The sequence below is a fragment of the Shewanella sp. SW1 genome (genome assembly GCF_025653545.1).
GTDB classification, from domain to species: Bacteria; Pseudomonadota; Gammaproteobacteria; order Enterobacterales; family Shewanellaceae; genus Shewanella; species Shewanella oncorhynchi.
Map to the genome: position 1 here is coordinate 34,491 of NZ_JAKKSG010000023.1, position 13,909 is coordinate 48,399.

Sequence of the window (13,909 nt, forward strand, 5' to 3'; positions counted from 1 at the left end):
ATCGAAATTAAGATGGACAATTACGCCCAAGCGGCCATGTTATTACTGAGTATGGGAGAAGAAGGTGCTGCCATGGTCATGGCGCATTTGGATCGTAACGATGTGCAACACTTAAGCCATAAAATGGCGCGGTTATCGAGTATTACCCAGCAAGAAGCCGAGGCAGTACTCAGCCGTTTTTTCCAACGCTATAAAGAACAATCGGGTATCGCCAGAGCCTCACGGTCCTATTTGCAAAAGACGCTCGATATCGCTTTGGGAGACAGAGTCTCTAAAAGTCTTATCGATAGTATTTATGGTGATGAGATTAAAGTGCTCGTTAAGCGTCTCGAATGGGTTGACCCACAATTACTTGCCCGTGAAATCACCCATGAGCACTGCCAGTTGCAAGCGGTATTGTTGGGATTATTACCACCAGAAAGTGCCGCTAAAATTCTGAAAATGTTGCCCACTGATAGCCAAGATGAGGTGCTCGTTCGTATCGCGCAACTTGGCGAATTAGACCGCAACGTTGTTGAGGAACTGCGAGAACTGGTTGAGCGTTGTATGTTGATGGCAATGGAGAAAAGTCACACGCAAGTGGCGGGTGTCAAACAGGTTGCCGATATCCTCAATCGCTTCGAAGGCGATAGAGAACAACTGATGGAAATGATCAAACTCCATGATAAGCAGATGGCGATCGATGTCACCGATAATATGTTTGATTTCATTATTCTTGGGCGACAAAAGCAAGAAACGTTGCAGACCTTATTAGGACAAGTACCTTCTGAAACCCTATCGTTAGCATTAAAAGGCATTGATTTTGAATTAAAAGATGCCTTGCTCAATGCCTTGCCTAAACGTATGTCGTCAGCGATTGAAACGCAAATAGAAGCGTTAGGTGGTGTACCTGTTAGCCGAGCGAGTGGGGCGCGTAAAGAGATAATGGAACTGGCGAAGCAATTAATGCAAGAAGGTGAAATTGAATTGCAGCTATTTGAAGAACAGGTCGTTGTTTAATGGAAAACAAGCATTCTCGTTGGCGTCTAAATACCAATCTCGCTCGTCGTTATCGTTTTCCTGCATTACACGATGCGGTTGAATCAAATTCCGATGCGGGCAGTGATTTTCAAAGTTATCAACAAGCATTCGATGAGGGTTATGACGAAGGTGTTATTCAAGGTAAGAGTGCGGGTTATGAGGCTGGCATAGAAGAAGGACGCATTGCTGGACATGCAGCTGGTTTTCATCAAGGTCGGTTAGATGGGCAGTCAGCGGGTAGAGCATCCATCGATGAGCAGCTCAACAGTTTACTTGTACCGCTAGGTGCCTTGAGAGAACTACTCGAAGACGGTCATGCAAAGCAGGTTCGTGAACAGCAAAATTTGATCCTTGAATTAGTACGCCGAGTGTCACAACAAGTGATTCGCTGCGAGCTAACCCTGCAGCCACAACAAATACTTAAACTCGTTGAAGAAACCTTGAGTGCGTTGCCCGATGATCAAGCGGATATCAAAATCCATTTAGAGCCGAGTGCCGTGACTAAATTAAAAGAGCTCTCGGAAGATAAAATCCGTGGCTGGAATCTCATCGCTGATAGCAGTATTTCAGCGGGCAGTTGTCGAATTGTGAGTGATAAATCCGATGCAGATGCTTCAGTCGAGACACGACTCGATGCTTGCATGAAGCAGGTTGAAACCAAGTTGAATGAGGCTGAGATTGGAGTCTGATGTATTTCATGACGATTGGCCTCAGGTTCCAGTTGCAAGGGTTTATGGACGTCTCATTCGAGTCAATGGTCTATTGCTTGAGGCTGTTGGCTGTCAGCTTGGCATGGGGGATCGTTGCCAGATTGAAGGGCGAAATGGTCGTTTAATTGAGGCTGAAGTCGTTGGCTTTCATCGGGACGTATTGTGCCTTATGCCGATTGAGCCTACACAGGGCTTGATGCCAGGTGCCAGAGTGCTGCCTATTACGGATGAGCAAACAATTGCTATTGGTGATGGTTTGCTTGGCAGGGTGCTTGATGGACTTGGACAACCACTCGACTTATTGGGTGATTTAACCGGTGTTTCACAAGTCCCGCAATCTCACACGAGTTACAACCCTTTGCTGCGCCAGCCTATTCGGCAGCCGCTAGATGTCGGTATTCGCGCTATCAATAGTTTGTTGCCCATTGGTAGAGGCCAGCGACTCGGGCTCTTTGCGGGCTCTGGTGTGGGTAAGAGTGTGTTATTAGGCATGATGACTCGTTTTACTGAAGCAGATGTCGTGGTGGTTGGCTTAATTGGTGAGCGTGGCCGTGAGGTCAGGGAGTTTATTGAAGAAACACTCGGTGAAGAAGGGCGTAAACGGGCTGTGATTATTGCAGCCCCTGCAGATACCACACCGCTCATGCGATTACGTGCAATGCGGTTATCCCACTCCATTGCCTGTGCTTTTAGAGATCAAGGTAAGCAAGTGTTGCTATTAGTCGACTCATTGACTCGTTATGCTCAGGCACAGCGTGAAATCGCCTTGAGTTTAGGTGAGCCTCCAGCAACCAAAGGCTATCCGCCATCGGCATTTGCACAGTTACCTAGACTGGTGGAAATGGCGGGCAATGGTGAGCATCCGACAGGAACGCTAACCGCGTTTTATACCGTATTGGCCGAGGGCGATGATCAGCAGGATCCTGTTGCAGATGCAGCGAGAGCTATTTTAGATGGCCATATAGTGCTAAGTCGTAAATTGGCCGAGCAAGGACATTTCCCTGCGATTGATCTTAATGCGTCTGTGAGTCGCTTAGCCATGCACATAGCGACCTCTAGCAGTATTGAACAGAGTCAGATCTTTAGACATCTTTTGAGTCGTTACAATGAGGTCAGAGACTTATTACCTTTAGGTGGCTACCAAGCGGGCCAAGATCCTGAAATGGATCTTGCTGTGCGAGTGTATCCAGAAATGGCACGATTTTTACGCCAGACTACACACAGTAAAGTCAATTTGGCTGAAAGTTTAGTGCAATTGGAACAGTTGATGGGAGTTATGGGATATGAGCCAGCGTCATCTCTCTAAGTTACGTGTTCAAGCTGAAAAGAAATTAGCGCAGCTAGGGCAAAAACGCGATGATTCCAGCCTAAGCGTCCAACTAAATCAACAACAAAATCAAGCCTTAACCCAAATGATATTGACTTATCGTGGTGCGAAAGAGGGCTCAAATGTTTTGCTCTGGCAAAATTCCGCAAGTATGGCGCAAGTGTTAGAGCCTATGCGGGTGAAGTTAGCTCAAAAGGAGGTTTTTCTACAACAGGAACAACTGCGCATTGATCGCCTATGGCGTAAGCAATTAGGGCGTCAGCAAGGTTTGAAGTGGCTTGAAAAACAAACACATATACAAGAGCAAGCACAAGTGGCGCGCCGTGAACAGGCTGTTGTTGATGATATGGCGGGTTTCTATTACAAGAATAAAGGCCAATAGGCGCTGTGTCATTACAGCTGAGAGCCACCTTTTAAACTATGTCCCATGAGCGAGGGCTTTGGTAACTCTCAATAATTCAGTTTGACTAGCGTTTGGCACCGTAATCAATTTCATGGTGTTGGCCATCTTGATTCAGGATACGGTTAATCGTTTCTTGCTGTATTACGAGTAATCTGCCGTTGGTTTCATTGGCTGTTTGGCTATCTTTCACTAAGAGCTGTAAGTTGTCCCACGACATTTTTATTTGCGGTCTTAGGTGATCAGGTAGCGCCGTGATTAAGCGTCTCATGCCACTATTGTCACTATTAAAACCTAGTGTCGCGAGATTTTCGCTTCGCTGTTTGGCTCTCAAAGCTAACTTGTTACACAGTGCAGTTTGACGCTCGTTATGGGCTAAGAGCGCATCATTATCCCTGCGTTGCATTAATTCACGTTGGTGCTTAAGCATTGATTTTAATTGACTATATCCCTCAAGATCTTGACGAATATCGCGAATTAAACTTTGAACAAGTTCGCGCTTATTTACTTGACTATTATCCATGCTGTATCAATATCTTATCTGCAATTTTATCTAAGCTCAGCTCAAAGCTGCCATTACTTAAAGCCTGACGTATAGCAGCAACTTTATCTGTGTCAACGTCGGAGATGGTATGTAACTCTTTCTGGGTTTGTTCTAACAATTGCCAGTCGTGACTAATATCTTGTCGTGTTGGCGTTGATAGATTTTCTGATTCAACGGGCTTTCTGGGCGTATTAGCGCTCTTACTCGTGCTGAACTCAGTGCTCAAGGCACTACTAATTTTATTAATTTCCATAGATGTTCATCGTCATAAATGGCTAGATATTAGATATAGGCGACCTAAATAGGATAAATCTAAAATAAATTTTTAAATTTATCCTCAGGTGACCTGAATGTTAAAAACGGGTTTCAACTCTCCCCTTAGCTATGGGGTAGGCGGTAATGATTTTCCCTGAACTACTATTCCTCACTCTAATGGCATCACCTTGTTTACCCGCATCCATAGCAATCCCAATCATATTGGCATAAAAGGTGGCACTGACTGCTTCAATAATCACTTCATCTCCTATGCTCACGAGTTCTGGTGCACTTAAATTGCTTGCTCTTATGGGTTTGTTTTTGATTATTTTTCTGGCAACCGCTTGCCCTAAAATGTGTTTTTCATCAGTAATAATGTCTTGATCTGACGCAGTTAAGGGCAGCATTTGCCATTGTAGATTTTCTGATGTGACAACTTCATCTCTCTTAAGCGTTTTGTTGGCAACAGGAATGTAGGCGCTGAGAGCAACCTTGGCCCGAACATAGAGTGACCAGCCTTCAGAGGCACAGCTTATTTTTCGTTGGATCCGACCGAATGGGAGCCCTTTAGCAGCCTCGACTTGGAGCGCTGTGCTACACGTTTTTAGCTTGGCAGTGCTGGAAGGAATGTGCAGTGTGATTTTTTTGCTGACTTTTTTTATCTCTTGCGATTGTTGCCACTTAGCTATCTCTGCGGCTACGGAGTTTGTCATTTGCTGAGATATTTGTTCTGTCGCCGTGATCTTCCCTTTCGCGTGCACATTGAGCGGAAGTAACCCTATGCTCAGTAAGAAAGTGAGGGAAAAGAACTTTCCGTATATCAATAGCGATTTCATTTAACCAACTGTTTTATATGAGTAAGTATATTGGCATGCTAATTGTAAGCTGCTCGACCATCTAAATTAATTGCGCATACAGTACTAGGAGTTGAGATGGCTATCAACCTTGATAAAGCATTAGGAATACATCCTCAGACACTCGATTTTAGAGTGGAGAGAAGCAAGGTATTAGCGAGTAATTTAATCAATGCCGAAACACCGGGGTACAAAGCGAGGGATTTGGATTTCAAAGCGGCCATGAAGCAAGTTGAAGCAGGCATGCAGATGAATCAAGAGTACAGCCTCGCTTATCGCATGCCTTATCAAAATTCTGCCGATGATAATACCGTGGAACTCGGTAAGGAACAGGCAAGATATTCACAGAATGCGATGGATTATCAAACGAGTTTGACATTTTTAAACATGAAAATAGCCGGTCTAAAGTCTGCTATTGAAGGTCGTTAGGAGCCTGTATGTCATTTGGCGATATTTATCAAATAGCGGGTGCTGGCATGAATGCTCAGACCATACGTTTAAATACGGTCGCGAGTAACTTAGCTAACGCTGGAACTGCCGCTGAAAACCCTGAGTCGGCCTATCGAGCCTTAAAGCCTGTATTTGCGACTATTTATGATTCTACTCAACAAGGCGCAATCGGTGCCTCGATTGAGGTGAGCGACATAGTGCAGGCGGATGCTCCATTAGATATGCGCTATGAGCCTAATCATCCCTTTGCCAATGAACAAGGATATGTCGCCTACTCCAACGTGAACACGATTGAAGAAATGGCCGACATGATGGCGGCAAGTCGTTCATTTGAAACCAGTGTTGAAATCATGAATCGTGCGCGCTCTATGCAGCAAGGTTTATTGCAGCTAGGGAATAAATAGCAATGGAATTGGCCCGCTCTGGTAACAACTCAGTTCAGAATCCTGCAGGTGCATTAGCGGCACCTGGGAATGATGCTGCATCATTAAAAAATGAATTCATGACCTTAATGATCGCGCAAATCAAGAACCAAGATCCCACCAAACCGCTTAACAGTGCTGAGTATATCTCTCAATTAGCGCAGTTTTCGCAGGTCGAAAGCTTAGAGGGCATGCGGAAAAATCAGTCAAACCAAATGGTCATGATGGAAAATTTGGGCATAGTGCAGTCGGCATCTTTAATTGGTAAGAATGCCATGGTGCCGGCGTCTGAGTTTCAGCTCGATGGTGAAGCGGTTGAAGGCAAAGTGTATTTAGAGAATGCAGCTGAAGGCTTAGATCTTGAAATTATCGATGCACAAGGTCAGGTCGTTAGCACTATTCAACTCGGTGCTCAGGATGTTGGTGATGTTCGGTTCTCTATCGATCCTGCTGAGCTGGGGTTGTCTGCAGGCCAATATGAAATCAAAGCTAAGGCGACACTAGGTGAAAATAGTTTAGTTGCGCCAACGTATATTAAGGCACCGATCGAGAGAATCCATTTCTCCAGTGCATCCGGCATGATGATGGCTGAAATGGGCCATGGTGTTGGAGTTGTTTCTGTGCTCAATATTTCTGAAGTTTCGTAAATTATTTTTATAGGATATTAAGATGTCATTTAACATAGCTTTAAGTGGTTTACAGGCGACGACTCAAGATCTCAACACTATCAGTAATAACATTGCTAACGCATCGACGAGTGGATTTCGCGGTGGCCGTAGTGAATTTGCATCAATTTATAATGGTGGTCAGGCGGGTGGCGTTGGCGTGATGTCAACGAGCCAAAACTTCTCTAAAGGTGGCAGCTTAACTTATACCGGGCGTCAGCTTGATATGGGGATCCAAGGCGAAGGCTTTTTTGTTCTCAAGGGGAATGATGGCGGCGCCATGTATGCTAGAGCAGGGATGTTCCATAAGGACAATCAAGGCTTTATAACCGATCCAGTCGGTAATCGTTTACAGGGATATTCTGTGAATGCGACGGGAAGATTGCAAACAGGTAATGCGGGTGATTTACAGGTACAAACGGCTTCTTTAGCGGCCAAAGCCACAACGAATGTCAGCATGGTTTCAAATCTCGATGCGAGAGTCGATGTTATTCCTCCAGCTGTCCCAGCCGTGCCATTTGATCCTAAAAATATTGATAGTTATCACTCTATTGGTACCACCAGTGTCTACGACTCTTTGGGTACAGAGCATGTGGTGACTCAGTATTATGTAAAAACAGCGCCGAATGAGTGGACGGTTAATTACACCTTGGATGGGACTCTTCTGCCAGACCAAACAACATTAAAATTTGATTCAAAAGGCATTTTAGATCCAACTACGACAAAGGATACCTTCGACCTTACATTGGGTAATGGGGCATCACCGCTTAAATTTGATATCAATTTTGATAAAAGCACTCAGTATGCCGCCAAATACAACAACTCGAGTTTATCTCAAGACGGTTACACCTCGGGTGAATTGAAAGGCGTGCGTCTGGATGACAATGGCATGTTGTATGGCACTTATACTAACGGCCAAGATCAATTACAGGGTCAGGTCGTCCTCGCAAACTTTAGTAATCCCAACGGTTTATCGGCCGTGAGTAACAATGCTTGGGTGGCTACAAATACCGCTGGGCAAGCGATTATGGGGGCGCCATCTACAGGCACTATGGGCACTGTAACGGGGGGGTATTTAGAGGGCTCGAATGTGGATACAACCGCTGAAATGGTTAACCTCATGTCGGCACAACGTAATTATCAATCTAACGCCAAAGTTCTCGATGTGAACTCGACTATGCAACAAGCATTACTTAATGCCATTTAAGAAGAGACACTGACATGGAGAAGATGCTTTATACCGCCGCCAGTGGTGCAGTTCGTATTCTTGAGGCGCAAAGTATTCGCGCGAATAACTTGGCTAACGCTGAAACTGCAGGATTTAAAGCAGACCTTGAGCGCGTGAATGCCGTGCCTTTAGCTGTTCAAGGTAATAGTTTGAACACAAGGGTTATGGCACAGACTGAGAGTAGTGGTTTTAGCCAGCAAAGTGGGGTGATCAATCCTACGGGCCGTTCATTGGATTTAGCGATCCGCGATCGTGGCTTGTTCAGTGTGGCTGTTGACGGTGCAGAAGCTTATACCCGTTCGGGCGCAATCGAGACAAATGCCGAGGGGCAACTGACTATCGATGGCCGACCTGTATTAGGCGTTGATGGGCCGATAGCGCTGCCTGAGCATAAAGATGTCTTTGTGGGTGAAGACGGCACCGTCAGTGTTTTACCCTCCGAAGGCGGGATCATTGAGGAAGTGGGCCGATTAAAGCTAGTGAATCCTGACTTTGCCTTAATGCAAAAGGGGCAAGATGGGTTGCTCTATCGTCGTGATGGCCAAGCAGTGCCACAAGATGAAGGTGTGTTAGTGGATAGTGGCTTCCTTGAGTCGAGTAACGTGCAGGCCGTGTCAGAGCTTATTGCATCTATGGATTTGAGTCGTCAATTTGAGATTCAAGTTAAGTTAATGAAAAGTGCAGAAAAGCTGGCCGAGGCTGGTAATCGTCTGCTGGGCAATGTTTAAGGATTATTGGTATGCAATCAGCGTTATGGGTAAGTAAAACCGGCCTAACAGCACAAGATACGAAAATGACTGCGATTGCCAACAACTTGGCAAACGTGAATACCACTGGTTTTAAGCGTGACCGTGTTGCGTTTAATGATCTGTTTTATCAGGTTCAACGTCAGCCAGGTGGACAGGTTGATGCACTGAATAATTTGCCATCGGGTCTGCAATTAGGTGCAGGAACGAGAGTCGTTGGTACTCAAAAAATATTCACTACTGGGGATATGCAAAATACCAGTCAGCAGTTGGATTTAGCGATCGAAGGTCATGGTTTTTTCCAAGTAGAAGAGCCAAATGGCGATCTTGCTTATACCCGTGACGGTCAGTTTTATCGCAGCAGCGAAGGCATGATGGTCACATCACAAGGTTTACCTTTAGTGCCCAATATCGTGATCCCTGAAGATGCGCTAACCGTTACTATTGCCAACGATGGTGTAGTCACAGCGAAAATGGCGGGTGAAGCTGAACCTCAAGATTTAGGTCAAATCACGCTTGTTAACTTTACTAATCCAGCAGGGTTAGAAGCTCGCGGTGACAACCTTTACCGTGAAACTGCTGCATCGGGTGTGGCGGTTGAAGGTGTGGCGGGTGATCAAGCTTTAGGTGCTTTAAGACAGGGTGCGCTAGAGGGCGCAAACGTCAACGTGGTGGAAGAAATGGTCGAAATGATTTCCACGCAGAGAGCATATGAGATGAATGCCAAAGTTGTGTCAGCCTCAGACGATATGCTCAAGTTCCTCAATCAATCGGTTTAGAGAGGCAATCATGCGTTGGTTATGGTTTTTATGGTTTGCACTGTTATCGGGTTGTATGTCGCATATTCCAGATAAGGAGACTAAACCTGGCACTAAAGAGTGGGCACCGCCTGAGATTGACTACAGCCTGCCAGATGCAAAGGATGGCAGTCTTTATCGTCCCGGTTTCATGTTGACACTTTTTAAGGATAAACGTGCTTTCCGTGAGGGCGATATTTTAACCGTCGCGTTAGATGAAAAAACCTATTCGAGTAAGAAAGCGGATACCAAGACCAACAAAGAACAAGATATGGGTATGGGACTTGCGGGCAATATTGGTGATAAAACGGCCAATGCTGACGGTAAAACCTCTTTTTCGAGAGGGTTTAATGGTGCAGGCTCAAGTACACAGCAAAACCAGTTATCAGGTTCAATCACTGTAACTGTTTCTAAGGTTTTACCTAATGGTACCTTGTTGATACGTGGTGAAAAATGGCTGCGATTGAATCAGGGCGATGAGTATTTACGCTTACTTGGCATTATACGTGCTGATGATATAGGTAATGACAATACGATATCGTCGCAACGTATTGCCGATGCCCGAATTATCTATGGTGGTCAAGGCGCTATTGCTGACAGTAATGCTATGGGATGGGCTTCTCGCTATTTCAATAGTCCATGGTTCCCGCTCTAGCAAAGGATATTTTGATGCTACGTTGTTTATTATTGTTACTTTTGGCTACTGGTACACTGCAAGCGGAAGAGCAAAGCCGCTACTTGATGGATATTGTCGATGTGCAAGGTCTGCGTGATAACCAACTCGTGGGTTATGGCTTAGTCGTCGGGTTAAATGGGACGGGTGACCGCTCTCAAGTTAAATTTACCAGTCAATCTGTCGTCAATATGCTTAAACAGTTTGGTGTACAGATTGATGATAAAACCGATCCTAAGTTAAAGAACGTCGCCGCCGTTGCTGTGCATGCGACTATTACTTCTCTGGCGAGCCCAGGACAATCCTTAGATGTGACGGTTTCATCCCTTGGTGATGCAAAAAGTCTTCAGGGCGGAACCTTATTAATGACGCCTCTTAGGGCTGTCGATGGTGAGGTTTACGCGGTAGCGCAGGGCAACTTAGTTGTTGGCGGTATTTCTGCCGCCGGTCGTAATGGATCATCTGTGACTGTGAATGTGCCAACTGTTGGCACTATCCCCAATGGTGCCTTACTTGAGGCACCAATCAAAAGTAACTTTAGTGATAATGAAGACATCATATTAAACCTTAAGGATCCCAACTTTAAAACCGCCCGAAATATCGAACGGGCTGTTAACGAACTATTTGGACCCGATGTTGCGCGTGCGCAAGATCATGCCAAGGTCCTGATACACGCGCCTAAGTCGAATCGAGAGCGTGTGACTTTTATGTCAATGCTTGAAGAACTCAAGATTGACCAAGGCCGACGTTCACCTAGAATCGTGTTTAATAGCCGTACGGGGACAGTGGTATTAGGGGGAGATGTTGTGGTTCGTAAAGCCGCTGTGAGCCATGGCAATCTGACAGTGACTATTGTTGAACGTGAAAACGTGAGCCAGCCTAATGGCGCTTATCTTGGTAATGCCGCAGGGGAAACCGTGGTGACTAATGATAGCCAAGTATTGGTCGAGCAAGGTAACAAACGTATGTTTGTTTGGCCCGAGGGCACAGCAATTGAAGAAATCGTGCGTGCCGTAAATAGCTTAGGTGCGACACCAATGGACTTGATGGCAATTCTAGAAGCTTTGGCGGAAGCGGGCTCTTTAGAAGCTGATTTGGTGGTGATTTAATGAAAGTTGAAAATACGGGCGGTTACTTAAATAAGCTGAATGCTGATGATTTGATTAAGGCGAATGGCGAGCAAGGTGCACTTAAATTAGTCAGTCAACAATTTGAGGCGCAGTTCCTGCAAACGGTACTTAAGCAAATGCGCTCAGCCACCGACGCTATGGCCGATGAAGATAATCCTTTAACCTCCAAAAGCAATAATGGCCTTTATCAAGATTTACATGATGCGGAATTGGCAAGTCGTTTAAGCCAAGTCAATGGTATGGGCTTGGCTGACGTGATGACTAAGCAGCTATCACGTTCATTTCAGTCTGAGAAAGATCCGGTCGCCTTTGATCCTCAACAGATGACAACAACAGCGATGCAGCCTGCACTTATTATGCGGCCCGTTGTGAAGGATTTTAAATGAGCATGTTGAACATTGGTAAGTCTGGCTTATTGGCAAGCATGGCCGCATTGAATGCAACCTCAAATAACGTTGCTAATGCTATGGTTGCAGGCTATTCACGTCAGCAGGTGATGTTAAGTTCGGTTGGTGGCGGTGCTTATGGCTCCGGCGCGGGCGTGTTTGTTGATGGTGTTAGACGGATCTCTGATCAATACGAAGTCGCGCAGTTATGGCAAACCACGAGTGCTGTTGGTTTTTCTAAAGTGCAAAGTAGTTATTTGCGTCAGGCTGAACAAGTATTTGGTGCCGAAGGGAATAATATCTCAAAAGGCCTAGATCAATTATTCGCCGCCCTCAATTCATCTATGGAACAACCTAATCTCATTGCCTATCGACAAGGTGTACTTAATGAGGCTAAAGCCGTTGCCCAAAGAGTGAATGCAATCAACGACAATATTGATTCGCAACGTAATCAGATCAATGGACAGCTTGGTTCATCCGTTAAAGAGATCAACTCACAACTTAATATTATTGCCAGTTTCAACCGTGACATTCAGGCGGCAAGTGTGACAGGAACGATCCCCCCTGCACTGCAAGATAGTCGAGATGCTGCGATTGATGACTTAGCTGCGATTTTAGATATTCGGGTTGTTGAAGATAGCCAAGGCATGGTCAATATCTCGCTGGCCCGAGGTGAGCCGCTATTGACGGGAAATACTGCTGCTAAGTTAACGAGTAATCCCGATCCCACCAATCCTAAGAACGATTTGGTGACTATCCAATTTGGTGCTAGCCAGTTTAATGTTGATGAAACCGCTGGTGGCAGTTTAGGTGCCTTGCTTACGTACCGTGATGTGCAGCTCGCGGATTCGCAACAGTACATAGATGAATTAGCGGTAATGTTAGCGACCGAGTTTAATTCTATTCTTGCTTCTGGCACTGACTTAAATGGTGCGACACCGTCACAGGATTTATTTACTTATCAAGCTAATAACCCAGGAGGAAGCTTATCTCTAACGGCCGGTTTTACGCCTGATAAACTTGCCTTTGGTAAAGATGGTACCCAAGGCGATAACGCAAATTTAAAAGCTTTAGTACAGCTTGCGAATAAAGAACTGAGTTTTACTAGCCTTGGCAGTAATACAAGCTTAGCGGAATCCTTCTCCAGCAAGGTTGGCCAGTTAGGTTCTGCTTCTCGCCAAGCGATTTCATTTGCTAAAACCAGTGTAGATTTGCAAAAAGATGCGCAGTCCCAATGGGCGAGTACCAGTGGTGTGAATCCCGATGAAGAAGGGATTAATTTGATCATCTATCAGCAGTCATATATGGCGAATGCTAAGGTGATTTCCACCGCAGATCAACTGTTTCAAACTATGCTTAGTAGCTTTTAAGGACTTTATTCATGCGTGTAACAATGCAAAATTTATACACTAACAATTTAAACAGTTTGCAGAACACGACCTATGATGTGGCACGTTTGAATCAAATGCTCTCTAAAGGTGTTTCAATACTATCGCCTTCGGATGATCCTATTGGTGTTGTTCGGGTAATGGATAACCAACGTGATTTAGCACTAGTACAGCAATATGTTAAAAATATCGATTCCTTAAGTACCAATATGAGCCGTGCTGAAACATATTTATCCAGCATGGTTGAGACGCAGCAGCGGATGAAAGAAATCAGTATTGCGACTAATAGCTCGAATCTCTCGAAAGAGGATAGAGCATCCTATGCTTCTGAAATGGAAGAACTCTTAAAGGGGTTAGTGGATAATATTAACGCCACTGATGAGTCGGGTAATTATCTCTTTTCCGGTAATGCGATTGAGAAAGCTGCGGTAGTTAAGGATGCGGCTGGGCGATACGTCTATCAAGGTGATGCTAGCGAGAGAACGGTACAAACGTCTAGCTCTTCATGGACTACGGCTAATGTCACCGCCGAAAAAGTCTTGTTCTCCAATGCTGGTCAAGATATTTTGAATCAAGCAATGGACTATATTAACGTATTAAATGATCCAAGCTTATCACCAAGCGATCCTGCTTTTAGTGCGGCCGCGAGTGGAATACAAACAGCGTTAAGTGAAACCTTAGATAGCATAGGTGTAGCTATTACCGATTTCGGTGGCAAGCAAAATAATCTCGCGTTAGTTAAAAGCTCCCATGAAGAAATGGTGTTGTTTAGTAAACAAGTGATAGGTGAAACGCAGGAGCTCGATTATGCCGCTGCCACTGCCGAGTTCAATGTCAAATTAACCGCATTAAAAATTACCCAGCAAACTTTTGTACAGATAAGCCAGCTGTCCCTTTTCAATCATATGTAGGTA

The 13,909-nt window shown here is 45.1% G+C and carries 18 protein-coding genes; 15 read left to right on the forward strand and 3 right to left on the reverse strand.

What is annotated here, in order from left to right; all coding sequences use genetic code 11:
* The first annotated feature begins 12 nt into the window (after positions 1 to 12).
* Genes L5M71_RS18590 through L5M71_RS18605 form a run of 4 tightly spaced genes read left to right on the forward strand, consistent with a single transcriptional unit; the run spans position 13 to position 3,439 of the window.
* Entirely contained in the window at positions 13 to 999 is a 987-nt protein-coding gene (locus tag L5M71_RS18590; RefSeq protein WP_251073491.1) for a flagellar motor switch protein FliG, read from the forward strand.
* A complete protein-coding gene (fliH, locus tag L5M71_RS18595; RefSeq protein ID WP_113940832.1) occupies positions 999 to 1,709 on the forward strand; it encodes a flagellar assembly protein FliH in 711 nt (236 codons plus the stop codon). Before L5M71_RS18590 ends, fliH begins: the two co-directional genes overlap by 1 nt.
* Entirely contained in the window at positions 1,687 to 3,036 is a 1,350-nt protein-coding gene (locus tag L5M71_RS18600) for a FliI/YscN family ATPase (protein WP_113940831.1), read from the forward strand. Before fliH ends, L5M71_RS18600 begins: the two co-directional genes overlap by 23 nt.
* On the forward strand, positions 3,014 to 3,439 hold the full coding sequence (locus tag L5M71_RS18605; RefSeq protein ID WP_263208940.1) for a hypothetical protein: 426 nt from the start codon (positions 3,014 to 3,016) through the stop codon (positions 3,437 to 3,439). Before L5M71_RS18600 ends, L5M71_RS18605 begins: the two co-directional genes overlap by 23 nt.
* An 85-nt stretch (positions 3,440 to 3,524) precedes the next feature.
* Here L5M71_RS18605 and L5M71_RS18610 read toward each other — a convergent pair whose 3' ends face one another.
* The 3 genes from L5M71_RS18610 to flgA all read right to left on the reverse strand — a co-directional run bounded on the left by L5M71_RS18610 (position 3,525) and on the right by flgA (position 5,092).
* Positions 3,525 to 3,980: a flagellar protein FlgN gene (locus tag L5M71_RS18610; RefSeq protein ID WP_028761850.1), complete on the reverse strand. Its 456-nt coding sequence runs from the start codon at positions 3,978 to 3,980 to the stop codon at positions 3,525 to 3,527.
* Entirely contained in the window at positions 3,973 to 4,254 is a 282-nt protein-coding gene (gene flgM / locus L5M71_RS18615; RefSeq protein WP_113940828.1) for a flagellar biosynthesis anti-sigma factor FlgM, read from the reverse strand. The genes L5M71_RS18610 and flgM overlap by 8 nt, the downstream gene beginning before the upstream one ends.
* Before the next feature lie 100 nt (positions 4,255 to 4,354).
* On the reverse strand, positions 4,355 to 5,092 hold the full coding sequence (flgA, locus tag L5M71_RS18620) for a flagellar basal body P-ring formation chaperone FlgA (protein ID WP_131523391.1): 738 nt from the start codon (positions 5,090 to 5,092) through the stop codon (positions 4,355 to 4,357).
* A 96-nt stretch (positions 5,093 to 5,188) separates the two neighbouring features.
* Here flgA and flgB point away from each other — a divergent pair, with 96 nt between their 5' ends.
* The 11 genes from flgB to flgL are packed head-to-tail and all read left to right on the forward strand — an operon-like array spanning position 5,189 to position 13,906.
* Positions 5,189 to 5,539 (forward strand): flagellar basal body rod protein FlgB, encoded by a 351-nt coding sequence (gene flgB, locus L5M71_RS18625; RefSeq protein WP_113940826.1) that lies wholly within the window; start codon positions 5,189 to 5,191, stop codon positions 5,537 to 5,539.
* Between the two features lie 8 nt (positions 5,540 to 5,547).
* Positions 5,548 to 5,964: a flagellar basal body rod protein FlgC gene (gene flgC, locus L5M71_RS18630; RefSeq protein WP_006083397.1), complete on the forward strand. Its 417-nt coding sequence runs from the start codon at positions 5,548 to 5,550 to the stop codon at positions 5,962 to 5,964.
* A 2-nt stretch (positions 5,965 to 5,966) separates the two neighbouring features.
* Positions 5,967 to 6,629 (forward strand): flagellar hook assembly protein FlgD, encoded by a 663-nt coding sequence (locus tag L5M71_RS18635; protein WP_263208943.1) that lies wholly within the window; start codon positions 5,967 to 5,969, stop codon positions 6,627 to 6,629.
* 22 nt (positions 6,630 to 6,651) lie between these two features.
* The gene (gene flgE / locus L5M71_RS18640; protein ID WP_113940823.1) at positions 6,652 to 7,854 is read left to right on the forward strand and encodes a flagellar hook protein FlgE; all 1,203 of its coding nucleotides are present in this window, start codon (positions 6,652 to 6,654) and stop codon (positions 7,852 to 7,854) included.
* A 14-nt stretch (positions 7,855 to 7,868) separates the two neighbouring features.
* The gene (locus L5M71_RS18645) at positions 7,869 to 8,603 is read left to right on the forward strand and encodes a flagellar basal body rod protein FlgF (protein ID WP_263208945.1); all 735 of its coding nucleotides are present in this window, start codon (positions 7,869 to 7,871) and stop codon (positions 8,601 to 8,603) included.
* An 11-nt stretch (positions 8,604 to 8,614) separates the two neighbouring features.
* Positions 8,615 to 9,400: a flagellar basal-body rod protein FlgG gene (gene flgG, locus L5M71_RS18650; RefSeq protein ID WP_006083393.1), complete on the forward strand. Its 786-nt coding sequence runs from the start codon at positions 8,615 to 8,617 to the stop codon at positions 9,398 to 9,400.
* 10 nt (positions 9,401 to 9,410) lie between these two features.
* Positions 9,411 to 10,073: a flagellar basal body L-ring protein FlgH gene (gene flgH / locus L5M71_RS18655; RefSeq protein WP_113940821.1), complete on the forward strand. Its 663-nt coding sequence runs from the start codon at positions 9,411 to 9,413 to the stop codon at positions 10,071 to 10,073.
* 14 nt (positions 10,074 to 10,087) lie between these two features.
* A complete protein-coding gene (locus tag L5M71_RS18660) occupies positions 10,088 to 11,200 on the forward strand; it encodes a flagellar basal body P-ring protein FlgI (RefSeq protein ID WP_113940820.1) in 1,113 nt (370 codons plus the stop codon).
* Positions 11,200 to 11,607 carry a rod-binding protein gene (locus L5M71_RS18665; RefSeq protein ID WP_113940819.1) on the forward strand — a complete coding sequence of 136 codons (408 nt, stop codon included), beginning with the start codon at positions 11,200 to 11,202 and terminating at the stop codon, positions 11,605 to 11,607. The genes L5M71_RS18660 and L5M71_RS18665 overlap by 1 nt, the downstream gene beginning before the upstream one ends.
* Positions 11,604 to 12,977 (forward strand): flagellar hook-associated protein FlgK, encoded by a 1,374-nt coding sequence (gene flgK, locus L5M71_RS18670; protein WP_113940818.1) that lies wholly within the window; start codon positions 11,604 to 11,606, stop codon positions 12,975 to 12,977. The genes L5M71_RS18665 and flgK overlap by 4 nt, the downstream gene beginning before the upstream one ends.
* An 11-nt stretch (positions 12,978 to 12,988) precedes the next feature.
* Positions 12,989 to 13,906, forward strand: coding sequence for a flagellar hook-associated protein FlgL (gene flgL / locus L5M71_RS18675; protein ID WP_173496198.1), 918 nt, complete (start codon positions 12,989 to 12,991; stop codon positions 13,904 to 13,906).
* Positions 13,907 to 13,909 lie beyond the last annotated feature (3 nt).